23 protein-coding genes and 1 pseudogene are annotated in these 21,272 nt (G+C 67.9%); 14 read left to right on the top strand and 10 right to left on the bottom strand.

Features of this window, described 5'->3' with window-relative positions; all coding sequences use genetic code 11:
• Positions 1-122: pseudogene (locus tag AC5P88_RS13615) on the top strand (IS110 family transposase); the annotation flags it as partial.
• 97 nt (positions 123-219) lie between these two features.
• Here the strand turns inward: AC5P88_RS13615 and AC5P88_RS13620 are convergent.
• Positions 220-882 (bottom strand): TetR/AcrR family transcriptional regulator, encoded by a 663-nt coding sequence (locus AC5P88_RS13620; protein WP_495225297.1) that lies wholly within the window; start codon positions 880-882, stop codon positions 220-222.
• 75 nt (positions 883-957) lie between these two features.
• On the opposite strand from AC5P88_RS13620, the gene AC5P88_RS13625 reads away from it, so the two are divergent.
• A complete protein-coding gene (locus AC5P88_RS13625; RefSeq protein ID WP_495225298.1) occupies positions 958-1,653 on the top strand; it encodes a DAPG hydrolase family protein in 696 nt (231 codons plus the stop codon).
• A gap of 12 nt (positions 1,654-1,665) precedes the next feature.
• Here AC5P88_RS13625 and AC5P88_RS13630 read toward each other — a convergent pair whose 3' ends face one another.
• Together AC5P88_RS13630 and AC5P88_RS13635 are read right to left on the bottom strand one after the other, a co-directional pair.
• Positions 1,666-2,082 (bottom strand): VOC family protein, encoded by a 417-nt coding sequence (locus tag AC5P88_RS13630; protein WP_111112410.1) that lies wholly within the window; start codon positions 2,080-2,082, stop codon positions 1,666-1,668.
• Positions 2,083-2,141: 59 nt separating this feature from the next.
• A complete protein-coding gene (locus AC5P88_RS13635; protein WP_495225299.1) occupies positions 2,142-3,245 on the bottom strand; it encodes an alkene reductase in 1,104 nt (367 codons plus the stop codon).
• 127 nt (positions 3,246-3,372) lie between these two features.
• On the opposite strand from AC5P88_RS13635, the gene AC5P88_RS13640 reads away from it, so the two are divergent.
• The 6 genes from AC5P88_RS13640 (at position 3,373) to AC5P88_RS13665 (ending at position 8,616) form a co-directional block, all read left to right on the top strand.
• The gene (locus AC5P88_RS13640; RefSeq protein ID WP_495225300.1) at positions 3,373-4,278 is read left to right on the top strand and encodes a LysR family transcriptional regulator; all 906 of its coding nucleotides are present in this window, start codon (positions 3,373-3,375) and stop codon (positions 4,276-4,278) included.
• Between the two features lie 70 nt (positions 4,279-4,348).
• On the top strand, positions 4,349-4,624 hold the full coding sequence (gene frmR / locus AC5P88_RS13645) for a formaldehyde-responsive transcriptional repressor FrmR (protein ID WP_005411009.1): 276 nt from the start codon (positions 4,349-4,351) through the stop codon (positions 4,622-4,624).
• Between the two features lie 59 nt (positions 4,625-4,683).
• Positions 4,684-5,793: an S-(hydroxymethyl)glutathione dehydrogenase/class III alcohol dehydrogenase gene (locus AC5P88_RS13650; protein WP_495225301.1), complete on the top strand. Its 1,110-nt coding sequence runs from the start codon at positions 4,684-4,686 to the stop codon at positions 5,791-5,793.
• An 8-nt stretch (positions 5,794-5,801) separates the two neighbouring features.
• Positions 5,802-6,146 (top strand): YqcC family protein, encoded by a 345-nt coding sequence (locus tag AC5P88_RS13655; protein ID WP_106550741.1) that lies wholly within the window; start codon positions 5,802-5,804, stop codon positions 6,144-6,146.
• Between the two features lie 22 nt (positions 6,147-6,168).
• On the top strand, positions 6,169-6,999 hold the full coding sequence (gene fghA, locus AC5P88_RS13660; RefSeq protein ID WP_495225303.1) for an S-formylglutathione hydrolase: 831 nt from the start codon (positions 6,169-6,171) through the stop codon (positions 6,997-6,999).
• A 171-nt stretch (positions 7,000-7,170) separates the two neighbouring features.
• Positions 7,171-8,616, top strand: a complete 1,446-nt coding sequence (locus AC5P88_RS13665; protein ID WP_495225304.1) for a GGDEF domain-containing protein — start codon at positions 7,171-7,173, stop codon at positions 8,614-8,616.
• 54 nt (positions 8,617-8,670) lie between these two features.
• Here AC5P88_RS13665 and AC5P88_RS13670 read toward each other — a convergent pair whose 3' ends face one another.
• Together AC5P88_RS13670 and AC5P88_RS13675 are read right to left on the bottom strand one after the other, a co-directional pair.
• Complete coding sequence (locus AC5P88_RS13670; protein WP_106550738.1) at positions 8,671-9,141, bottom strand: hypothetical protein; 471 nt, start codon at positions 9,139-9,141, stop codon at positions 8,671-8,673.
• Positions 9,142-9,146: 5 nt separating this feature from the next.
• Positions 9,147-9,593: a universal stress protein gene (locus AC5P88_RS13675; RefSeq protein ID WP_043400104.1), complete on the bottom strand. Its 447-nt coding sequence runs from the start codon at positions 9,591-9,593 to the stop codon at positions 9,147-9,149.
• 141 nt (positions 9,594-9,734) lie between these two features.
• On the opposite strand from AC5P88_RS13675, the gene AC5P88_RS13680 reads away from it, so the two are divergent.
• From AC5P88_RS13680 to AC5P88_RS13695, 4 genes are all read left to right on the top strand, one after another.
• The gene (locus tag AC5P88_RS13680; RefSeq protein WP_106550737.1) at positions 9,735-10,652 is read left to right on the top strand and encodes a LysR family transcriptional regulator; all 918 of its coding nucleotides are present in this window, start codon (positions 9,735-9,737) and stop codon (positions 10,650-10,652) included.
• A 153-nt stretch (positions 10,653-10,805) separates the two neighbouring features.
• On the top strand, positions 10,806-12,335 hold the full coding sequence (locus AC5P88_RS13685) for an MFS transporter (RefSeq protein ID WP_495225305.1): 1,530 nt from the start codon (positions 10,806-10,808) through the stop codon (positions 12,333-12,335).
• A gap of 20 nt (positions 12,336-12,355) precedes the next feature.
• Complete coding sequence (locus tag AC5P88_RS13690) at positions 12,356-13,438, top strand: HlyD family secretion protein (RefSeq protein ID WP_106550735.1); 1,083 nt, start codon at positions 12,356-12,358, stop codon at positions 13,436-13,438.
• A complete protein-coding gene (locus AC5P88_RS13695) occupies positions 13,435-14,850 on the top strand; it encodes an efflux transporter outer membrane subunit (protein ID WP_106550734.1) in 1,416 nt (471 codons plus the stop codon). The genes AC5P88_RS13690 and AC5P88_RS13695 overlap by 4 nt, the downstream gene beginning before the upstream one ends.
• 74 nt (positions 14,851-14,924) lie before the next feature.
• On the opposite strand, the gene AC5P88_RS13700 is transcribed toward AC5P88_RS13695, so the two are convergent.
• The 5 genes from AC5P88_RS13700 to AC5P88_RS13720 all read right to left on the bottom strand — a co-directional run bounded on the left by AC5P88_RS13700 (position 14,925) and on the right by AC5P88_RS13720 (position 19,702).
• Positions 14,925-15,263, bottom strand: coding sequence for a hypothetical protein (locus tag AC5P88_RS13700; protein ID WP_106550751.1), 339 nt, complete (start codon positions 15,261-15,263; stop codon positions 14,925-14,927).
• Positions 15,264-15,340: 77 nt separating this feature from the next.
• Entirely contained in the window at positions 15,341-16,282 is a 942-nt protein-coding gene (locus AC5P88_RS13705; RefSeq protein WP_049428227.1) for a DegV family protein, read from the bottom strand.
• Positions 16,283-16,377: 95 nt separating this feature from the next.
• Positions 16,378-17,010: a 2-hydroxychromene-2-carboxylate isomerase gene (locus AC5P88_RS13710; protein ID WP_495225306.1), complete on the bottom strand. Its 633-nt coding sequence runs from the start codon at positions 17,008-17,010 to the stop codon at positions 16,378-16,380.
• A 20-nt stretch (positions 17,011-17,030) separates the two neighbouring features.
• Positions 17,031-18,293, bottom strand: coding sequence for an amidohydrolase family protein (locus AC5P88_RS13715; protein ID WP_495225307.1), 1,263 nt, complete (start codon positions 18,291-18,293; stop codon positions 17,031-17,033).
• The gene (locus AC5P88_RS13720) at positions 18,293-19,702 is read right to left on the bottom strand and encodes an amidohydrolase (protein ID WP_495225309.1); all 1,410 of its coding nucleotides are present in this window, start codon (positions 19,700-19,702) and stop codon (positions 18,293-18,295) included. The genes AC5P88_RS13715 and AC5P88_RS13720 overlap by 1 nt, the downstream gene beginning before the upstream one ends.
• A 153-nt stretch (positions 19,703-19,855) precedes the next feature.
• Here AC5P88_RS13720 and AC5P88_RS13725 point away from each other — a divergent pair, with 153 nt between their 5' ends.
• A complete protein-coding gene (locus AC5P88_RS13725; RefSeq protein ID WP_005414446.1) occupies positions 19,856-20,632 on the top strand; it encodes an AMP nucleosidase in 777 nt (258 codons plus the stop codon).
• A 43-nt stretch (positions 20,633-20,675) separates the two neighbouring features.
• A complete protein-coding gene (locus tag AC5P88_RS13730; protein WP_024956045.1) occupies positions 20,676-21,215 on the top strand; it encodes a DUF924 family protein in 540 nt (179 codons plus the stop codon).
• The last annotated feature ends 57 nt before the right edge of the window (positions 21,216-21,272 follow it).

The following is a 21,272-nucleotide window of genomic DNA, read 5'->3' on the forward strand; positions in this document are numbered from 1 at the left end:
ACGCTGGCCTGAAGGCCAAGGGCAAAGCAAGCAAGGTGGCGCTCGTGGCGGTCATGCGCAAAATGCTGGTGATCCTCAACGCCCGTAAGCGAGACGCCGAGGTGGCCCTCGGCTGCCCCTGACAAGACAGTTGCTACTGACCATCGCCGCAAGGACATGTTGACCCCCGCGATGCAGGGATGCCGTGGTAGATCCACGCCATGCATGGATGGGACAACGCTACGGCACCCGCAACACCGGCGCCAACAACGCCAGGCACTCACGCAGGTGCACATCCACCGGCGCATCCTCGGCCACCACACCGATCACGCGCTCGCGCAGCGGTTCGGCCACGGCCATTGCCAGGATCAGTCGTGCCATGCGCGGGGAATCCCCCTCACGCAGCAGCCCACGCTGCTGCTGCCGTTCCAGCCAGTCGGCCAGCAGCGCACGGCCGCGCTCGATGCCGTTGTCCAGGTAGGCCTGCAGCAGCGCCTGCTTGCCGGGAAAGTCGGTGGCCAGCAGCCGGACCACCTGCACCGCCTGCGCCGACAGCGCCTGCGCACACACCGCCTGCAGGATGTCCTGCAGCAACGGCAGCACCTCGTCAGTGTCGTGCGCATCGCGCTGCAGCTGCGGCGCGAAGCCGTCGGTCCACTCGCGCACCGCCAACCCGACCAGTTCCTCGCGGTTGCTGGCGTGGCGGTAAACGGTCTTCTTCGCCACCCCGGCATGCGCCGCCACCGCTTCGATCGTGGTCGCCTCGTAACCCTGTGCCAGCAGCAGCTCCAGCGTGGCCTGCAGCACGGCGTGGCGGACTTCGGCTTCCGGTCGCGCGGGACGTCCACGGCGGCGGGCGGGGGCGACGGGATCGGGCAGGGCGGTGCTGTTCATTGCCCCCATCTTACCGCACCCGAGCAATTGCGAAACGTTTAACGTTTCCGTATTGTCTAGTCTCCCAACCGCAGGAGCCCCCCAATGGATACCGCTGTGAACGCCCGTGCCTGGCTGGACCACCACGATCTGCTGGACCCGGCACCGATGCACCTGGAGACGGGTATCCAGCGTCGCGAAGACGGCACCCTGCTGGTGGCGGTGCGAACCGATCTGCACGGCTGCAAGGGCCGCATGCTGGACTGGTGGTTCACCTTCTTCGAAACCACCCAGCACATCCGCTGGTGGCATCCGGTCGATCATGTCGAGCATCGCGGCTGGGACGCGGCCTGGCAGCGTGGACGCAGCTACCACGGCGCCAGCATCCATGCGGTGGAATCGCTGGCTGACATCCCGCCGGTGGCGGCGCGCCTGAAGTTCCATGACCCGCGCACGTTGCTGGTGCCCGAGCACCTGCAGGCGGCGCAGGATGCAGGTGACCTGTCGGCGGTGATCGCCGCGCGCATCGGCTTCGGTGACCACGTGCGCCTGGATGCAAACGGTGATCCCTGCGATGGGCAGATGCTGCACGTGGCGCGCGATACGCCGTTTGGCTGCGTGCTGCGCAGCCGCTTCGTGCTCGGCCTGGACAGCGCCGATCCGCACCGCGATGCCAGCGATGCGGTCGGCCTTGGCCTGCTCAAGCACTGCTATACGGAGTTCAGCTTCCTGTCGCGTCTGCTGCCATCGCTGTACTACGGCGAACGCGCCAATGGCGAGGCGGTGCCACTGCCATGGTGAACGACGCGCCGGTCATTCGACCAGCGCGTCGTAGCCTTCAGCACTGAACTGGATCAGGCAGAAGCCGTGGCCGAATGGATCGGCCAGCACGGCAATGCTGCCCCAGCGACGTTCGCGCACGGATTGTTCGAGCGTGGCCCCGGCCGCAACCGCACGGGCCAGTGCGGCCTGGATGTCATCCACGACCCAGTCCAGGTGCAGCGGCGTCCAGTGGCGCTCGTAGTCGCGCACGTCACCGTCCTCGGTGGCGGCGCTGCCGGCCTCGTTCTGCAGCAGATACAGCGGCGTGGGTCCGCCGAGCAGTTCCACGGCGCCCGGGCCGAGGCGGCGGCCGATGCGCAGGCCGAAGGCTCGCATGTAGAAGTCTTCGGCAGCGGCGAGGTCGGGGACGTCGAGGTTGACGATGAACGCTGCGGTGGGCGTGTCCATGATCAGATCCGGTGGATGCGGGTGGGCAGTGTATGCCCCCATCCACGCATGGCGTGGATCTACTGTGCGCGTGGGTAATCGAGGTAGCCCGCCTCACCGCCACCGTAATAGGTGCTGCGGTCAGGCGTGGCCAGCGCGACGTCGTGCCGAAGGCGTTCGACCAGATCCGGATTGGCGATGAAGGGCTGGCCGAACGCGGCCAGGTCGATGGTGCCCGCTTCGACCAGTTCAAGGGCGCGTTCGCGGGTCATGCCACCGGCCAGGATCACGGTGCCACCGTAGGCCTGCTTGAACTGCTTCAGGAACGCGCTGCCCAGCACCGATTCACCCTGCTGCAGGTTGTCGTTGAGGTGCAGGTAGGCCAGCCCGCGCTTGCCCAGTTCTTCAGCCAGGTACAGATAGGTGGCCTCGTTGTCGGGGTAGAACGGCATGTCGAAGGTGAGGTTGTTCGGCGCCAGGCGCACGCCGATGCGGTGTGCACCGATGCGTTCGGCCATCGCATCGACCGTCTCCAGGATCAGCCGCGCACGGTTGGGCAGTGAGCCGCCGTAGCGGTCGTCGCGCTGGTTGATGAGCGGGTTGAGGAACTGTTCGAACAGGTAGCCATTGGCGGCATGCAGCTCGATGCCGTCGAAGCCGGCGGCGATCGCGTTGTCGGCGCCCCGTGCGAAGTCGGCAATGATGCCGGGGATTTCGTCGGTGGCCAGCGTACGTGCCGGGGTGGGATCTGCGTGGCCGCGGCTGCCGTCTTCCAGATAGACGAACGAGGTGTTCTTCGGTGCGCTGGCCACCGGGCGCGTGCCGGCGCTGACCGGTTGCCCACCATCGGGCTGCAGCGAGGAATGCGACATGCGGCCCACGTGCCAGAGCTGGGCAAAGATCGTGCCCTGGGCGGCATGCACTGCCTCGGTGACCAGCGTCCAACCGGCCACCTGCTCGGCCGACCAGATACCCGGCACGTCGATGTAACCCTGGCCCTGCGGCGAGACCGGCGTGCCTTCGCTGATGATCAGGCCGGCGCTGGCACGCTGCCGGTAGTACTGCGCGGTGAGCTCATTGGCGACCGAACCGGGGTTGCGAGCGCGGGTCATCGGGGCCATCGCGATGCGGTTGCGCAGGGCGATGCCTGCCAGATCGAAGGGGCGGAACAGGGCGGCGGTCATGTCGGTCATCTCGGTGCGGGGAGGCGCCAGCGGCGCGATGGACACAGGATGGCGTTGACATGCGGGTGCATAAAGCGCTTCGATTTCCCATTGAGCGGGACTGTTTGTCCCCAATGGAGCGTGAAAGATGTTGCCACTGGAATCCTTGAATGGCCTGGTGACCTTCGTCACCACGGCACGCTCGGGCAGCTTCACCGAAGCCGCCGATGCGCTGGGCATTTCGCGCTCGGCGGTGGGCAAGGCCATCGCGCGGCTCGAAGCGCGACTGGGCGTGCGCCTGTTCCATCGCACCACGCGGCGCATCGCGCTGACCAGCGACGGCGAGGCGTACTACGCCTCCTGCGCGGCGGCGCTGGAAGAGATTTCCGCGGCCGAGGCCTGCCTGGGGTCGGCCGGGCTGCCCAGCGGGCGGCTGCGCATCGACATGCCGTCCTCGTTCGGGCGGCTGGTGGTGCTGCCGGTGCTGCTGCGGCTGTGCCGGCAGTACCCGGACCTGCAGTTGACGATGACCTTCACCGATCACTTCATCGATCCGGTCGAGGAAGGCATCGACCTGCTGATCCGCTTCGGTGGGCTGCACCAGGCCGAGCATCTGGTGGCACGCCGGCTGGGGCGCCAGCGGCTGGTCACCTGTGCATCGCCAGCGTACCTGCAGGCACATGGCACCCCGCACACCGTTGAGGAACTGGCACCGCACCGCAGCATCGTCGGCTTCCGCCACGGCCAGCCGGTGGCGTGGCGGATCGGCAGTGATGATGCGGAAGGAACCTTCATTCCAAATGCGGCCTACCAGCTCAACGACGGTGACGCGGTGATCGACGCGGCCATCGCCGGGCTGGGTATCTGCCAGATGCCCATTTCACTGGTGCGCCGTCATCTGGAGTCCGGCGCGCTGCACTCGGTGCTGGATGCGCACATGCAGCGGCATATCGACATCCACGCGCTGTGGCCGCCGACGCGCCACCTGCGGCCGAAGGTGCGCTATGTGGTGGATGAACTGGCGCGGCTGGCGGGTCAGGGAGCGTTCGACTGAGGCCCGGGGATTGAGCCCGGAAATCGCGCGTGTATACTATCCCCCAGTATAGTTCCGAGGTGGCCTCGCCATGCCGCACTCCCCCGAAGAGAAAAAGAAGGTCCTGGCCCGCGTGCGCCGTATCCGCGGTCAGTGCGATGCGCTGGACCGCGCGCTGGAAGCCGGTGCCGACTGTGGGCCGGTGCTGCAGCAGATCGCGGCCATCCGTGGCGCGGTCAACGGCCTGATGTCCGAGGTGATGGAGGCCCATCTGCGCGAGGAGTTCGGCCAGCCCGCGGCCTCTGATGAACAACGCGCCGAGCGCGTGCGCGACATGAGCGCGTTGATCCGCTCGTACCTGAAGTAAACGTTGGCGCAACGTAGCGCCGCGCATCCTGTTTCCCTTGTTTTCCTGGAGAATCCACCATGAAGTCCCGTGCCGCCGTCGCCTTTGGTCCCGGCCAGCCGCTGCAGATCGTCGAGATCGATGTCGCCCCGCCGAAGAAGGGCGAAGTGCTGGTCAGGATCACCCACACCGGTGTCTGCCACACCGATGCGTTCACCCTGTCCGGCGATGATCCGGAAGGCCTGTTCCCGGTGGTGCTGGGCCATGAAGGCGCCGGCATCGTGGTGGAAGTGGGCGAGGGCGTGACCAGCGTCAAGCCGGGCGACCACGTGATTCCGCTGTACACCGCCGAGTGTGGCGAGTGCCTGTTCTGCAAGAGTGGCAAGACCAACCTCTGCGTTGCCGTGCGCGCCACCCAGGGCAAGGGCGTGATGCCCGACGGCACCAGCCGCTTCAGCTACAACGGCGAGCCGCTGTACCACTACATGGGTTGCTCGACCTTCAGCGAGTACACCGTGGTGGCTGAAGTCTCGCTGGCCAAGATCAACCCGGACGCCAACCCGGAACACGTCTGCCTGCTTGGCTGCGGTGTCACCACCGGCATCGGCGCGGTGCACAACACCGCCAAGGTGCAGGAAGGCGACAGCGTGGCGGTGTTCGGCCTCGGTGGCATCGGCCTGGCGGTGATCCAGGGTGCGCGCCAGGCCAAGGCCGGCCGCATCATCGCGGTGGACACCAACCCGTCCAAGTTCGAACTGGCGCGCGAATTCGGTGCCACCGACTGCATCAATCCGAAGGACTTCGACAAGCCGATCCAGCAGGTCATCGTGGAAATGACCACCTGGGGCGTGGACCACAGCTTCGAGTGCATCGGCAACGTCAACGTGATGCGCGCGGCGCTGGAATGCGCGCACCGTGGCTGGGGCCAGAGCGTGGTGATCGGCGTGGCCGGTTCGGGCCAGGAGATCTCCACCCGTCCGTTCCAGCTGGTGACCGGCCGCAAGTGGATGGGCACCGCCTTCGGTGGCGTGAAGGGCCGCAGCCAGCTGCCGGGCATGGTGGAAGACGCGATGAAGGGCGATATCGAACTGGCCCCGTTCGTCACCCACACCATGGACCTGGACAAGATCAACGAAGCCTTCGACCTGATGCATGAAGGCAAGTCGATCCGTTCGGTCGTGCATTACTGAGCCACGGCATGGGCTGGCTGGATGCCCTGCGCCGGCCGCGTGCGGAAGACCCGCGCGCGGCCCTGGTCGCCCCGATCGAGCAGGCGCTGCGCGCGCTGGGCTGGGTCGAAGGCGAAGTCGGTGCACCGCGGCCGGTGGATTCACCGTTCGGCATCGATGAGATGCCGTTCGAGCACTGGCTGGCGCAGGTCTTCCTGCCGCGGCTGCACGAGGCCCGCGCCGACGGCCGATGGCCACCGCGCAGCGATGTGGCGGTGGCCGCGTACCGCAACCTGGATGGCCAGCCCGGCGTCGAGCCGCTGCTGCGCCTGCTGTCGCAGCTGGATGAGTTGATCAACACACGTGACGGCTGACGCCGGCACGCAGGAGAGTTCCATGGAACGCATTGAACACCGCGCCTGTTTCGGTGGCTGGCAGGACGTCTACCGCCATCATTCGACCACGCTGGGCTGCGACATGCAGTTCGCCGTGTACCTGCCGCCGCAGGCGGAAGCGCAGAAGTTGCCGGTGCTGTACTGGCTGAGCGGCCTGACCTGCACCGAGCAGAATTTCATCACCAAGGCCGGCGCACAGCGCTATGCGGCCGAGCATGGGGTGATCCTGGTGGCGCCCGATACCAGTCCTCGCGGCGAGGATGTGGCTGACGCCGAGGGCTACGATCTGGGCAAGGGGGCAGGGTTCTACCTCAATGCCACCCGCACGCCGTGGGCAAAGCACTACCGCATGCATGACTATGTTGCGCGGGAGCTGCCCGAATTGATCGAAGCGAACTTCCCGGCCACCGCAGCGCGCAGCATCAGTGGCCATTCGATGGGCGGCCATGGTGCGCTGGTGATCGCACTGCGCAACCCGGGGCGCTACCGCAGCGTGTCGGCGTTCTCGCCCATCGTTGCGCCCAGCCACGTGCCGTGGGGTCAAAAGGCCTTCCACGCTTACCTGGGCGACAACCCCGCCGACTGGGCTGCGTGGGATGCCTGCGCGCTGCTGGCCACCGCCGAAGAGCGCCTGCCGCTGCTGGTCGACCAGGGCGGGGCCGATGAATTCCTGCAGACCCAGCTGCAACCCGAGCGCCTGCAGCAGGCCTGTGATGCCGCCGCCCACCCGCTGACCCTGCGCCTGCAGCCGGGGTACGACCACAGCTACTACTTCATCGCCAGTTTCATCGGCGAGCACATCGCCCACCACGCCCGCGCGCTGCAGGACTGACCCCCTGTAGAGCCGAGCCCACGCTCGGCTCTCCCTTGGCCTCCGACCGGACGGCAGCCGAGCATGGGCTCGGATTATGGTTGCACGCTGCTTTTCCGGTGGTGGATCACACCATCGTGGCGCCGCCCCGGGCTATCGTGCGCCCATACGGCCTTGCCGATCGGGGGATGCATGCCGGTAGTGCTGGCGCTGCTGTATGTGCTGTGCCACGGCCTGGTCCTGGCCCTGTGGCCGGGGCCCGTCGGTGTGGGTTCCTTCGTGTTCCTGACCGGCGCTCCGCTGCTGGCCGCCGCCGCCTGCCTGTGGCGGGCCCGCCGCGATGGCGCCGCGCTGGGTTGGCGTGCCACCGCGCTGGCCCTGCTGCTGTGGGGCGGAGGCATGGCCTTCAACATGGTCGATGCGCTGGGCGCCGGCCGTGCCGATGTCACGCCGCAGGTCAGTCTGTTCCTGTATGTGCTTTACGGCGTGCCGCTGGTGTTCATCCTGGCCCGTGCACGCCGCGAACGGCTGAGCATCAGCCTGATCGACGCAGCCATGGCTGCGCTGTTGGGTGTCCTGTTCTTCGTGCACGCGCAGTCGTTTGCCGCCCGCATCGATGTTGATGACCACGCGATGGCCAACATGCAGCGCATGTTCGACATCCAGAACCTGTGCATCGCTGCGTTCGCTGTGGTGCGCTGGCTGGTCGGCGACGTTCCGGAGCGGCGCAACTTCTTCCGCGCCCTGGCGAAGTACGCGGTGGCCTATCTGCTGGTGGCCTACTACATCAACCACTACACCGCAGAGCAGTCGTTCGGTGCCTACAACGACCTGCTGATCGACCTGCCGTTCCTGCTGCTGGCACTGCTGGCGCTGAGCCGGGCACCGGCGCCGAGTTTCGTGCTGCACCCACGGCTGGCACGCACGGTGCAGGCGGCCGGCCCGATGATCCTGCCGCTGCTGCTGCTGGTGGTCGGGACACTGGTGGTCGACCATGCCCGACCACTGGCGGTCGCAGGGTTCGTGGTCGCGACGCTGGGCTTCGGCCTGCGCAGCATCCTGCTGCAGGTGGACCTGATGGAGCGGCAGGCATCGCTGGACCAGCTGGCACGGCAGGATGGCCTCACCGGCGTGGCCAACCGGCGCGAGTTCGACGCATTGCTGTTGGCCGAATGGAACCGTGCGCGGCGCAGTGGCAGCGAACTGGGCCTGTTGCTGCTGGACATCGACCATTTCAAGGCCTTCAACGACCGGCACGGTCATCCTGCCGGGGACCGCTGCCTGCAGGCCGTAGCGGCGGTCCTGAAGGTCAGCGCCGGCCGTGCAGGCGACAGCGTTGCGCGCTATGGCGGCGAGGAATTCGCAGTGATCGTGCCGGGAAGCCCGCTGTCGGGCGTACTGGCGCTGGCCGAACGCCTGCGCGAGGCAGTGGAAGCGCTGCCGTTGCCTGAAGGTTCGGTCAGCATCAGCGTCGGTGTGGGCTACCTGCATCCGCCGGCCCTGGCCAGCGCCGACCAGCTGCTGGCAGACGCCGACGCGGGCCTGTATGCGGCCAAGCGTGCCGGCCGCAACCAGGTGATCCTGCATGCGCATGTGCTCGACGACGAAGGCAGTGCACATGGCACGATGGACTGCTGAGGGCGACGCGTGATCAGCCCTGATGCAGCATCGCGCACCTGTGGTGCCGAGCGGTCATCGTTGCCGCAGCCAACCGGTGGGATCGAGCAGCCTCAGCCCGACAGGTGACAATGATCGCTGCCGCAACGGCAGCTTCGCTGCCTGCACGGCCACAGCACAGCGTGCCAGCTGCTGCCGCAGCGGTGCCAGCGTGTCGTCTTCGCGGGGCCGTGCATGCCGCCACTGGGCGATGCGCAGCAGGCAGACCAGCAGGTCCAGTTCGCTGGCGGCAACGAAGGGAGAGCCGGCGGGCAGCAGGTCGATCGGCGCCGCGGGCGCGGCCAGCAGTGGCAGCAGGTTGATGAACGCGTCGCAGCCTTCAGGATCAAGGCCGAGGCCGCTCAGCTGTGCGAGTCCATCGGCCATGAGATCGGGGTCACGCAGCTGGCGTATCGCCGCCAGCAGCGCCTGCTCGCCACGACCGAACTGGCGGCCGAAGGCACGGTAGCTGACCCGCGTGGGAAACAAGGGGGAACGGGAGGCCATGGCAGCTAGGGTTGTGGGTCGCGGGTTTCCACCAGCACGGGGCAGGGGGCGTGATCGATGGTCCATTGCCCGATCGAGGGTTCGAACAAGCGCTCCAGCCGGGACAGGTGGCGGTGGCCGATCACGATCAGGTCGCACTTCAGGCGCCGGGCCTGGTCGCTGATGACTTCGCCGGGGTCGCCTGAGGGGATCTGCGCGATGGCATCGACGCCGCGCTCGCGCAGTTCGGCCAGGGCTTCGGCCAGCACCGCCTCGGCGCGGGAGCGCTGGCGGGCGGCTTCCGGATACTCGATGCGGTCGGCTTCGCTGGCATCGGCGGCCAGCGCGAACTCGGGGTCGAGCACGCACAGCAGGTGCAGGCGGCTGCGGGGTCCGGCAATGGCCGCGGCAAGGTCCAGCACGCGCGCGTGCTGGGGGCCACCGTCCAGGGCGACCAGCAGGGTATTGAACATGGATGTCTCCTTTGCAGGCCGGGGATGGTCGCCGATGTCATCGCGCGCACCCATGCCGTGCGCGGCAGTCAATGAATGCGTCAGACGCAATCCATTGAGGCCAGGAGTGCCGTAGAGTCATCTGATTTACTGGAGACTGTCATGCCCCTGCCGGACCTGAACCTGTTGCTGGCACTGGACGTGCTGATCGACGAATGCAGCGTGGCCGCCGCCGCGCGGCGGATGAACCTGAGCGCGCCGGCGATGAGCCGTACCCTGGGCCGGATCCGCACCGCCCTGGGCGACCCGGTGCTGGTGCGTGCCGGCCGCGGGCTGGCGCCCACGCCGCGTGCCCTGCAGCTGCGTGAGCAGGTCCGCGACGTGATCGAGCAGGCCCACCGCGTCTTCAATGCCGGTCGCGAGATCGACCTGCGCACCCTGGAGCGCACCTTCAATGTCCGCGCCAATGATGTCTTCATCGGCGGATTCGGCGGACGCCTGCGTGAACTGTTCCGCCAGCAGGCGCCGCGCGCGGTGCTGCGCTTCGTGCCCGAGGGCGATACCGACGACGATGCGATGGCGCAGGGCCGGATCGACCTGTACATCAGCACCGCCGGCAAGCACGCGCCCGATACCAAGGTGCAGAACCTGTTCAGTACCTCGTTCATGGGCGCCGCGCGCGAGGACCATCCACTGTTCGATGAGGAGATCAGCGCCGAGCGCTTTGCCGCGTGCGACCACATCGCGGTGTCGCGCCGTGGCCTGCCACGTGGGCCGATCGATGATGACCTGGCCTCGCTCGGCCTGCAGCGCCGCGTGGCGCTGATCAGCCCGACCTTCCATGGTGCGATCTTCGCGGCGGCCGAATCGGACCTGATCCTGCCGCAGATGCCGAGCGTGATGCTGGAGCGGATCGTCAGCATGCGCCTGCCGTTGCGCCTGTTCCCGCTGCCGATCCCGGTGCGTACCGCGGCCATCGTGCAGGCCTGGCATCCGCGGCTGGACAACGACGCCGCGCACCAGTGGCTGCGCCGCTCGATCAAGACCATGTGCGAGCGCGTCGAGGACGCCCACCGCTGATGTCCGCAGGCGTGCGCCGGACGCACGCCTGGGATGCCGGCGACGCCATTTTTCACAGGGTACCGGCTCCCTAGACTGCGCTCCCCGGAGTTTCACTGAGCGCATTCCAATGACCCTCAACATGCCGTGCACTGCACGGATCGGTGCCCGGCGATGAGTACGCCGGCCGCCGCTGTCCCGGTCGCTGCAGCCCCCCGTCCTGCCGCCGCCCCCGGGCTCGACCGCCGCGTCCTGGTCGGCCTGTGTGGCGTGCTGCTGGCGGTGCTGGTGTCGGGCTTCAACGAGAACATCACCAAGGTCGCATTGGCCGACATCCGTGGCGCGATGGGTTTCAGCGTCGATGACGGCAGCTGGATCGTCGCCCTCTACAGCGCGATGTCGGTCAGCGCGATGGCCTTCGCGCCCTGGTGTGCCGCCACCTTCTCGTTGCGCCGCTTCGCGCTGGCGATGATCGGTGGCTTCATGGTGCTGGGCGTGCTGTGCCCGCTGGCCCCGAACCTGCAGGTCTTCCTGCTGCTGCGTGCATTGCAGGGGCTGTGCGGTGGTGCACTGCCGCCGCTGCTGATGAGCGTGGCCCTGCGCTTCCTGCCGCCGGGCATCAAGCTGTACGGCCTGGCCGGCTATGCGCTGACGGCAACGTTCGGGCCGAGCATGGGCACGCCGCTGGCTGCATTCTGGGTCGAGCAGGTGGGCTGGCACTGGGCGTTCTGGCAGATCGTGCCGTATTGCCTGGCTGCAATGGCGATGGTCGGCTGGGGCCTGCCGCAGGACCCGCTGCGGCTCGAACGCTTCGCCCAGTTCGATACGGTCGGCCTGCTGCTCGGCCTGCCAGCGCTGGTGCTGCTGGTGCTGGGCCTGGTGCAGGGCCCGCGCCTGAACTGGTTCGACTCGCCGATGATCACGCTGATGATCGGCGGCGGTGCCGGCCTGATGGTGCTGTTCATGATCAATGAATGGTTCCACCCCTTGCCGTTCTTCAAGCTGCAACTGCTGGCCAACCGCAATCTCAGCTACTCGCTGGTGACGCTGGGCGGCGTGCTGTTCGTGCTGCTGGCGGTGATCTCGATCCCGTCCGGCTTCCTGGCCAGCGTGCAGGGCTACCGGCCGCTGCAGACGGCACCGATGCTGCTGTGGGTGGCACTGCCACAGGTGATCGCGCTGCCGCTGGTGGCGGCCCTGTTGAACATCCGCGCGGTGGATTGCCGCTGGGTGCAGGCCACCGGCCTGGCGATGCTGGCGCTGGCCTGCTGGCTGGGCTCGCACCTGGACGTGGCCTGGATCCGTGACAACTTCCTGTGGGTGCAGCTGCTGCAGGTGTTCGCACAACCGATGGCGGTGCTGCCGCTGCTGATGCTGGCCACCGGCGGCCTGGCGCCGCAGGACGGCCCGTTCGCCTCGGCGTGGTTCAACACGGTCAAGGGTTTCGCTGCGGTGCTCGCCAGCGGCGTACTGGATGCCGTCGCCCAGGGCCGCCGTCATTTCCATTCCACCGTGCTGGTCGACCGCCTGGGCGAGCAACCGTGGCTGGCCGATGGCCCGCAGCTCGGCGCGCGCCTGCATGCACAGGTGCAGGCGCTGGCCTCGGCTGACCTGTACTGGGTGGTCGCGCTGGTAGCGCTGGCCTTCATTCCCCTCATTGCCTGGATGCCCACCCGCATCCATCCGCCACGTGCCGTGGCCTGAACCTCTCGCAGGAATCCCTCATGACGATCAATCGAACCACTCTCCACACCGGCCTGGGCCTGGGCGTACTGGCCCTGGCCATCGGCGCCTGGCTGCTGCTGCGCGATGGCGGCCACCAGACCACCAACAATGCGTACGTCGTGGCTGACTACACTCTGGTGGCCCCGAAAATTCCCGGCTTCGTCAGCGCCGTGGAGGTGGAGGACAACCAGTCGGTGAAGGCCGGCGACGTGCTCGCCCGCATCGACGACCGTGACTACCAGGTGGCACTGCAGGCAGCGCGTGCCGACCTTGCCAATGCCCGCGCACAGCTGGCCAACGCGCAGGCCGCACTGGCCCAGCAGGATTCGCTGATCGAGCAGGCCAGGGCCAGTGTCGATGTCAGCCGTTCCGAACTGACCCTGGCCAGTGCCGACCAGCAGCGCTACCGCGAACTGGCCCGTGACGGCGCCGGAACCGTGCAGAACGCGCAGCAGGCGCAGTCGAAGCAGGCCGTAGCCAGTGCCCATCTGCAGCAAGGGCAGGCGGCGCTGTCGACCGCGCGCCAGCGCACCGACATCCTGACGGCCGGCGTGCAGGCCGCGCAGGCTGCCGTGCAACGCGCGGAAGCGGCGCAGGCGCGCGCTGAGCTGGATCTGTCGCACACCGTGCTGCGTGCACCGATCGACGGCATGGTTGGTCGTCGTGCAGTGCGCGTAGGTGCCTACCTGACCCCGGGCACGCCGGTGGCCGCGGTGGTGCCGCTGAAGCGGGCGTTCGTGGTCGCCAACTTCCAGGAAACACAGATGACCCGCATGCAGGCCGGCCAGCAGGTCGAACTGAAGGTGGACGTGTTCCCGGGCAAGCCACTGCGCGGGCACATCGACAGCATCGCGCCGGCCACCGGCGTCACCTTCGCCGCCGTCGCACCGGAGAACGCCACCGGCAACTTCACCAAGGTGGTGCAGCGCATTCCGGTGAAGATCGTGCTGGAGCCGGGCCAGCCGCTGCTGGACCAGCTGCGTGCCGGCATGTCGGTGGAAGCCAGCGTGGACCTGGGCAGCCGCGCACGCGCGCAGAGCGTGCAGCACAGTCCGGGCCATGCGGCCGGGGAGGGAGCATGAGCGCGCTCGCCGTGTTCCGCAGCACCCTTGTTGCGGCCAGCCTGTGCACGGCGCTGGCTGCCTGCACGATGGGCCCGGACTTCGTACGCCCACAGGCGGAACTGCCCAGCCACTGGCAGGGTGAGGCCGTCGCGGGCAACGCGATCGATCAGGATGCCGCCTGGTGGGCCGGCTTCGACGACCCGCTGCTGGGACAGCTTGCCAGCCAGGTGCTGGAGGCCAACCTGGACCTGCAGCTGGCGGCCAACCGCGTGCAGCAGAGCCGCGCCGCGCGTGGCATCAGCGCCGCCGACCGTCTGCCCAGCGTCAGCGCAACCGCCAGCGGCGCACGCGCACGGAACAGCGAGGTGGGCTTGAACGATCCATCCGGCAACGGCGGTCGTGATGACTACGGGCTGTTCCAGGCCGGCATCGGCCTGAGCTGGGAGCTGGACCTGTGGGGCCGCGTGCGCCGTCAGGTGGAAGCCGCCGATGCGCGTGTGCAGATGGCCGAGGAGGACGCACATGCAGTGCGTATCGCGCTGCTGGCGGAAACCGCGCGTGATTACCTGCAGCTGCGTGCAACGCGGCAGTTGCTGGCGATCACCGAGGACAACCTCAGCATCGCCCTCGACATCAAGCGCCTGACCGAGGCACGCCAGCAGCAGGGCGTTGCCAGTACGCTGCAGGTGTCCAGCGCATCAGCGCAGGTGGCATCGCTGCAGGCACGCATCGCACCGCTGCGGCACCGTGAGTCGCAGCTGCGCAATGCACTGGCGTTCCTGCTGGCGCAGCCTCCGCAGGCATTGGATACGCAGCTGCAGAATGCACGCCGTGACTGGCCCGCACTGCCGGCCGTGGCGGTGGGGCTGCCCAGCGAACTGGCCGAGCGTCGCCCGGACATCCGTCGTGCCGAAGCGGCGTTGCATGCCGCAACGGCCGGCATCGGCGTGGCCAAGGCCAGTTTCCTGCCGCGCATCACCTTGAATGGCGACGCTGGCTTCCAGGCCAAGCAGCTGGATGATCTGGATGGCTGGAACGCACACCGCTTCAGCATCGGGCCGTCGATCAGCCTGCCGATCTTCCAGGGCGGCCGGCTGAAGGCCAACCTCGCGTTGAGCAAGCTGCAGCAGCAGCAGTCGTCGCTGCAGTTCCAGCGCACGGTGCTGCAGGCCTGGCATGAAGTGGACGACGCCATCGATGGCTACGCCGCCGAACAGCAGCGCACCGTGCAGCTGCACGTGGCGGTGGACGAAAGCGAGACCGCGCTGGGTGCGGCGCGCCGGCAGTACCAGGCCGGCGTGGTCGACATGCTGGACGTGCTGACCACCCAGCGCATCGCGCTGGACAACCAGGCAGCGCTGGCCAACAGCCAGGCCACGGCCGCGATCGCACGGGTGGAGCTGTACCGCGCGCTGGGCGGTGGCTGGTAGGGAAATGGAAACGCCGGGCATGGCCCGGCGCTACCCATCGCGGCGGTAGCGCCGGGCCATGCCCGGCGGGCACCTCAACGCACGTCGCGCAGTTCCCAGTGGTGGCCGGCCAGCAGGCGCAGGCGCTGCTTGAACACGTCGCTGTCGATGCGGGTGGTGGCCACCAGGTTGATGCGCAGATCCTTCTGCTCGCCGGTCACGGTGGCATCCGGATCGGTTGCGCCCCACTGCACTTCCACTGCATCGGGATCGGGCTGCTTGGCCTTCCAGCGCTCGAACAGCGTGCCGCTGCGCAGGGCGTCCTGCAGTTCCTCGGCGAAGCCGGCGGCGCCCTGCGAATGGAAGGACAGGTCAGGGTCGTTGCCGCGGGCCTTGGAGGGATCGGGCAGGCTGATGTGGTACTGCGCAGGCATGGAGTTCTCCTTGAAGTGCGGCAAGGCTGGCACAGTGGCGGTGGAATCGATGTGCAGATTCCAGCCACGGTCGGCCTTCATTCAAACCGATGCGGCCCATCGGCAAAGCCCACGGTGACCGCGCCCTTGCCGACATTGACCATGCCGGTCAGGCTCATCACCGATTCGTACACGGCCACGCCGTGGGTGGCGCAGACCTCCTTCAGCTGGGCGTAGCCGGGCAGGGTGCGCAGCTCGTCCAGTTCTCCGCCGTAGCTGACGCACACCGTCGGCGTCATCAGCCCGGCACGTACGCGCTGGCCGACCACCGCGAACAGCTTCTGCACGGCATTGTCGAAGCCCTTGATCTTGGCCACCGGACCGGTCTCGCCGCGGTAGCCGTGCAGCACCGGCTTGATGTCCAGTGCGCTGCCCAGCGCCGCGCTGAGCAGGCCAACGCTGCGGTCGCCCTTGTGCCGTGCGCGCGCACGCATGTAGTACAGGTCACGGGTCACCATGTAGCCGTGCACGTTGCCGGCCAGTTCCTCCAGCCGTTCGCGGATCTGCTGCACGCTGGCGTTGCTCTCGCGCAGGCGCACGGCCTCCACCGCGGTCACCGCCTGGGCAGCGAACAGGTTCTGGGTATCGAGCACGCGCAGCGCAAACGGTGAGTTGTAGCCGGCCGCCTGCCGCACCGGCTTGTAGTCGTTGAGGATGGCGAAGCTGGCCTGCAGCGCGTTGTCATGGATCGGGCTGCGGGTCTTGGTGATGGTCATGCAGAACACGTGGTCGTAATCGATCACCAGCTGCTGCAGGAACAGGTCGCGGATCTGGTTGACGCTGAAGGGGATGGTTTCCGCTTCAGCGCCATGCTCGGCCACGTGCGCGTGCAGGAAGCTCAGCGTGGCCTGCTCATCGCGGTGATCGGCCAGCACGGCTTCGCCGATGCGGACGGTGATCGGCAGCAGCACGATGTTGTGCTCGGCAATGAAGTCCTGCGGCAGGTCGCAGGCCGAGTCGACGACGATTCCGATGCGCATCCGCGGCTCCCCCTCCAGGGCGGTTGTAGGTTCGGAAATGTGAAAACTATCTCAAAACCTGGCCGGGCGCGCGAGGGAAACGCGCCACGCCCTGTTCAGCGATTGCGCTGCACCGCCACCGGCAGGCTGTCCAGGCGTTGCCATTCGGGCTGCTGCAGCAGGGCGGGATCGGCCAGCACGGCGGCCATCAGTGGGTGGGCGTCGTTGCCCCAGAACAGTTCCTGGTCGATGGCCAGGGTCGGGACCCCGAACACGCCCGCGCCGATGGCGGCCTCCGTGTTGCGCCGCAGTTGCTCCTTCACCGCCGGATCGGCAATGGCGGTCGCGACATCCTCGATACCCAGCTGCGCACCCGGTTCGCGCAGGGCCTCGGCGCTGTCACCGGCGTGGCCCTCGCGCCAGATCCAGTCGAACAGCACGTCCACCGCCTGAGCGCTGGCCCCGGCAGCCAGGCATAGGCGCAGTGCTGACAACGGATTGAACGGATGGCCGGGCGGGAAGCGCATCGGGGTGCCCTCGGCCTGTGCGGTCCATTGCATGTGGCGGTAGGCGAAGCGGCGCTTGGCGGGGATTTCCGCCGGGCCCAGGTTGCCGAGGTGATGCAGCACCGCGCCGAAGGCGATCGGCACGGTCTGGATCTGCGCGAACTGCGGCAGCTGTTTCAGCTTCTGCCAGTGCAGGTAGGAGTAGGGCGAGACGAAATCGAAGTACCAGCGCAGCGTTGCCATCCGTATGTCCTCGTGTGCGGTCAGGGCTGCGCGTTGCGCTGCAGGTAGCGGTCGCGCAGTTCGGTCTGGCGCGAACGCATCGGCATCGCACGGCCGCCCAGCCAGACCTGTTCGGCATAGTGCGCCACGTCCAGCGGATCGCCCTCCCACAGCACCAGGTCGGCGCGCTTGCCTGGCTCGATGCTGCCGATCTGGTCGGCCACGCCGAACGCCTGTGCCGGCACCCGGGTCAGCCCGGCCAGGCCGTCGGCCCAGGGCAGGCCGTTGGCCACTGCATTGCCAGCCAGCTGGCGCATCTTGCGCGCGTTGTGGGTGGCGTCGCCGCGCTGCACGAACGACACCGGCACGCCGGCGCGCTGCAGGCGTGCGGCGTTTTCCAGGGTGGCGCCGATCTGGTCGAAGCTGGCCGGCAGGTTGGCCAGCACGTCAACGAACACCGGCACCTGTGCGGCGGCCAGCTCCGGCGCGACCTGCCAGGCTTCGCCGGCACCGGCGATCGCGATCTTCACCTTCTCGCGCGCGGCCCAGCGCAGCAGCTGGCGGATGTCCGAGGCACGATCGACCTCCACCACGATGCGGCCCTGGCCGGCCAGGTAGCGGCTGAGCGTGCGGCGCCCGGCCGGGGTCAACAGCGCGTGCGGCGAATCCGCAGCGACCTGGCCGCGTGCTTCGTCGACCATCTGCTGCAGCAGCATCCATTGCGCGGCGCGCGAATGCCCGGTCAGCTCCGATGCCGCCGAGCCCAGGCGCAGGAACAGCGCGCGCGGGCCGATCGGGTCGACGCTGCCATCCAGCCGCATCACGCCGCCCTGGCCGGCCACGAAGCCGCCACCGGTGGCCGCGCCGAGTGCGGTGAAGCCAAAGCCCTCCAGCCGCGTCACCGGGATCAGCACCGAGGCCGGGTTGTAGGCCAGGGTGACGTCGAATTCCGGGCGCAACGGCTGCTCGCCGAGCTTCAGCGAACTGTCCACCGTGCTTGATTCACCCGAGACCTCTTCGATGCCGGTCTCGGTGATGCCCCCGAACAGGGCCGGGGTCAGCGGCCGCCCATTGGCTTCGACCACAGTCGCTCCGGCCGGTGCGGACAGGCCGGTGCCGACTGCGCGGATGACGCCGCCCTGCACCAGCACATCGGCGTTGTGCAGGCTGCCGCGTGCGCTGGCGGTGTGCACCGTCGCGTTGCGCACCAGCAGGTCCTGCGCCGATGCCGTGGTTGCCAGCAACAGCAATGCCACCACGGTAGCGCCGGGCCATGCCCGGCGACGCTTGTTCAACGCGCCCATCAGCGCACCTCCTGGCCAAGCTGGAAATCGGAACGCGGCGTGCTCGCCGGCGCGCTGCGGTCATACAGCCGGCGGCCATCAATGAAGACCTGCTCGGCCAGCGCGTACGAACTGAAGGGGTTGCCGTTCCACACCACCACGTCGGCCATCTTGCCGGCCTCCAGGGTGCCGGTCTGGCCCTCGATGCCCAGCGCCTTGGCGGCGTTGGCGGTCATCCAGGCAATGGCATGTTCGGGCGTGATCTCCGGCATGCGTGCACGTCGCGCCGAGGCCATCACCTTGGCCGCTTCCTGGTTCAGGCGCTGGATGCCCTCGGGTGAATCGGAATGGACGATGGCGCAGCTGTCCTTCGGGCGGTCGACCAGCGCGATGTTCTCCTGGATGCCGTCGAAGGCTTCCATCTTGAAGCCCCACCAGTCGGCCCACAACGCACCGCAGACGCCGTCGGCGGCCAGCCGGTCGGCCAGCTTGTAGGCCTCCACGCCGTGGTGGAAGGCGGCCACCTTGAAGCCGAATTCCTTGGCCAGGTCGAGCATGGTGGCCATTTCGTCGGCGCGGTAGCAGTGGATGTGCACGCGGATGTCGCCTTCGATGGCGCCGGCCAGCGTGTCCAGCTTGAGATCGCGCTTGCCGCCGGCATCACCGGCGCTGTCGCCCTTGTCGCTGCCGAACCAGCCCTTGCGCTTGGCCGGCTTGGGCTTGGTCTTGGCGATGTAGTCGGCGGCATCGATGAAGGCAGCACGGTAGCCGGCCACGTTGCCCATGCGCGTGGCCGGGGCCACGCCCTTGCCTTCGCCGTAGACCCGCTTGGGGTTCTCGCCGCAGGCCATCTTCAGGCCCCACGGTGCGCCGGGGAACTTCATCGCCTGGTAGGTGATGGCCGGTACGTTCTTCAGGGTCACGCCGCGGCCGCCGACCAGGTTGGCCGAGCCGGGCAGCACCTGCATGCTGGTCACGCCGCCGGCCAGCGCCGTGGCGAAGCCCGGGTCCTGCGGCCACACCGAGTGTTCGGCCCAGACATTGGCAGTAACCGGTGCGGTGACCTCGTTGCCGTCGCTGTGCGCGCCAACGCCCGGGCTGGGGTAGACACCCAGGTGCGAGTGCACGTCGATCAGGCCCGGAGTGACCCACTTGCCCTGTGCATCGATGCGGGTGACGCCCGCATCGGCCTGCAGCTGGCGGCCAACGGCGACGATGCGGCCGTCGCGCAGCAGCACGTCGGCGTTGTCCAGGCGCTGGCCGGTACCGGTCAGCACCGTGGCGTTCTGGATCAGCACCGGCGCATCAGGATGGGCCTGGTAGGTGCTGGGGTAGGGATCGGCGACGAAGCGCGAGGCGCCCACCGCCGGAGCCGTACTCAATGAAAGCAGTGCCAGGGCCACCCCGGCGCGCAACAACGTCGATGCCATGCAGTTCCCCTTGCAGCCTGGTCCAACCGCCGACGCTAGCCCGGTGGTGGCGGGCTTGCCAAGTGACCTTCTTCACAGGGCGGTCGACGGCGGCTCGACTGCACCGGCCGGGTGGCTGAAAATACCCGGTCCCCCCGCCGTACCGGACCGCCCATGAAGAGCAAGCAGGAAATCGTCGACAACTGGCTGCCCCGGTATACCGGCGTGCCCCTGGACCAGTTCGGCCAGCACATCCTGCTGACCAACTTCGGTGGCTACCTGCACACCTTTTCCGAGCTGACCGGTGCGCCCGTCATCGGCCTGGACCGGCCGATGGCCAGCGCCACGATCGACGGCATCACCATGATCAATTTCGGCATGGGCAGCCCCAATGCCGCGATCATCATGGACCTGCTGTCGGCAGTGATGCCCAAGGCGGTGCTGTTCCTGGGCAAGTGCGGTGGCCTCAAGCGCAAGAACCAGCTGGGTGATCTGGTGCTGCCGATCGCCGCGATCCGTGGCGAGGGCACCTCGGGCGATTACCTGCCGCCGGAAGTACCGGCGCTGCCTGCGTTCGCGCTGCAGCGTGCGGTCTCGACCATGATCCGCGACCTCGGCCACGACTACTGGACGGGTACGGTCTACACCACCAACCGCCGGGTCTGGGAGCACGACGAGGCCTTCAAGGAGCGGTTGCGGGCGATGCGCTGCATGGCCATCGACATGGAAACGGCCACGGTGTTCGCCGCCGGCTTCGCCAACCACATTCCCAGTGGCGCGCTGCTGCTGGTCTCGGACCAGCCGATGATCCCCGATGGGGTCAAGACCGAGGCCTCCGATGCCAAGGTCAGCTCCCAGTTCGTGGAAAACCATATCCAGATCGGTATCGAGGCGCTTAAGCTTATCCGGCGCAACGGCAAGTCGGTCCGCCACCTGCGCTTCGACGAATGATGATGATGGCCTGGCGCGGCGCGCCGGCCCTGGGGAGTAGGTGATGGACGTTGCCGCGCAAGTGGTGGAATTCTGGAAAGAAGCGGGCCCTGCGAAGTGGTTCGCCCGCGACGATGCGTTCGACGCGCAGTTCCGCCAGTTGTTCCTGGATGAGCATTTCGCCGCTGCTTCGCGCGCGCGCGAGCATTGGCTGGGCAGTGCCGAAGGGGCATTGGCGCTGATGCTGCTGCTGGACCAGTTCCCGCGCAACTGCTTCCGTGGGACCGCCCATTCCTACGCCACCGATGGCCTGGCCCGGCACTACGCCATGCGCGCCATCGAGGAAGGCCTGGACCTGCAGCTGGTACCGAAGCTGCGCGCCTTCATCTACCTGCCGTTCGAGCACTCCGAGGATCCGATGGACCAGGACCGTTCGGTGGCGATGTTCGACGTGCTGGGTGACAAGGAGTACCTGCAGTACGCCGAACTGCACCGCGACATCATCCGCCGCTTCGGGCGCTTCCCGCATCGCAATGCCGTGCTCGGTCGCTTGCCCACGGCGGAAGAGCTGGATTACCTGGCCGAAGGCGGGTTTGCCGGGTAGGTCCACGCCATGCGTGGATGCAGAAAACGCCGGCGAATGCCGGCGTTTTCTGTGCTG

The organism is Stenotrophomonas sp. YJH_SMC_8 (assembly GCF_059371315.1).

What these genes read in the sequence shown, in the direction of transcription:
- AC5P88_RS13720 (WP_495225309.1), bottom strand. Translation starts at nt 19,702, where the DNA reads ATGGCATCGACGTTGTTGCGCGCCGGGGTGGCCCTGGCACTGCTTTCA.
- AC5P88_RS13665 (WP_495225304.1), top strand. Translation starts at nt 7,171, where the DNA reads ATGCCGGTAGTGCTGGCGCTGCTGTATGTGCTGTGCCACGGCCTGGTC.
- AC5P88_RS13710 (WP_495225306.1), bottom strand. Translation starts at nt 17,010, where the DNA reads ATGGCAACGCTGCGCTGGTACTTCGATTTCGTCTCGCCCTACTCCTAC.
- AC5P88_RS13675 (WP_043400104.1), bottom strand. Translation starts at nt 9,593, where the DNA reads ATGTTCAATACCCTGCTGGTCGCCCTGGACGGTGGCCCCCAGCACGCG.
- AC5P88_RS13655 (WP_106550741.1), top strand. Translation starts at nt 5,802, where the DNA reads ATGGGCTGGCTGGATGCCCTGCGCCGGCCGCGTGCGGAAGACCCGCGC.
- AC5P88_RS13620 (WP_495225297.1), bottom strand. Translation starts at nt 882, where the DNA reads ATGGGGGCAATGAACAGCACCGCCCTGCCCGATCCCGTCGCCCCCGCC.
- AC5P88_RS13650 (WP_495225301.1), top strand. Translation starts at nt 4,684, where the DNA reads ATGAAGTCCCGTGCCGCCGTCGCCTTTGGTCCCGGCCAGCCGCTGCAG.
- AC5P88_RS13705 (WP_049428227.1), bottom strand. Translation starts at nt 16,282, where the DNA reads ATGCGCATCGGAATCGTCGTCGACTCGGCCTGCGACCTGCCGCAGGAC.
- AC5P88_RS13640 (WP_495225300.1), top strand. Translation starts at nt 3,373, where the DNA reads ATGTTGCCACTGGAATCCTTGAATGGCCTGGTGACCTTCGTCACCACG.
- AC5P88_RS13635 (WP_495225299.1), bottom strand. Translation starts at nt 3,245, where the DNA reads ATGACCGCCGCCCTGTTCCGCCCCTTCGATCTGGCAGGCATCGCCCTG.
- AC5P88_RS13700 (WP_106550751.1), bottom strand. Translation starts at nt 15,263, where the DNA reads ATGCCTGCGCAGTACCACATCAGCCTGCCCGATCCCTCCAAGGCCCGC.
- AC5P88_RS13670 (WP_106550738.1), bottom strand. Translation starts at nt 9,141, where the DNA reads ATGGCCTCCCGTTCCCCCTTGTTTCCCACGCGGGTCAGCTACCGTGCC.
- AC5P88_RS13625 (WP_495225298.1), top strand. Translation starts at nt 958, where the DNA reads ATGGATACCGCTGTGAACGCCCGTGCCTGGCTGGACCACCACGATCTG.
- AC5P88_RS13715 (WP_495225307.1), bottom strand. Translation starts at nt 18,293, where the DNA reads ATGGGCGCGTTGAACAAGCGTCGCCGGGCATGGCCCGGCGCTACCGTG.
- AC5P88_RS13680 (WP_106550737.1), top strand. Translation starts at nt 9,735, where the DNA reads ATGCCCCTGCCGGACCTGAACCTGTTGCTGGCACTGGACGTGCTGATC.
- AC5P88_RS13690 (WP_106550735.1), top strand. Translation starts at nt 12,356, where the DNA reads ATGACGATCAATCGAACCACTCTCCACACCGGCCTGGGCCTGGGCGTA.
- AC5P88_RS13725 (WP_005414446.1), top strand. Translation starts at nt 19,856, where the DNA reads ATGAAGAGCAAGCAGGAAATCGTCGACAACTGGCTGCCCCGGTATACC.
- frmR (WP_005411009.1), top strand. Translation starts at nt 4,349, where the DNA reads ATGCCGCACTCCCCCGAAGAGAAAAAGAAGGTCCTGGCCCGCGTGCGC.
- AC5P88_RS13695 (WP_106550734.1), top strand. Translation starts at nt 13,435, where the DNA reads ATGAGCGCGCTCGCCGTGTTCCGCAGCACCCTTGTTGCGGCCAGCCTG.
- AC5P88_RS13730 (WP_024956045.1), top strand. Translation starts at nt 20,676, where the DNA reads ATGGACGTTGCCGCGCAAGTGGTGGAATTCTGGAAAGAAGCGGGCCCT.
- fghA (WP_495225303.1), top strand. Translation starts at nt 6,169, where the DNA reads ATGGAACGCATTGAACACCGCGCCTGTTTCGGTGGCTGGCAGGACGTC.
- AC5P88_RS13685 (WP_495225305.1), top strand. Translation starts at nt 10,806, where the DNA reads ATGAGTACGCCGGCCGCCGCTGTCCCGGTCGCTGCAGCCCCCCGTCCT.
- AC5P88_RS13630 (WP_111112410.1), bottom strand. Translation starts at nt 2,082, where the DNA reads ATGGACACGCCCACCGCAGCGTTCATCGTCAACCTCGACGTCCCCGAC.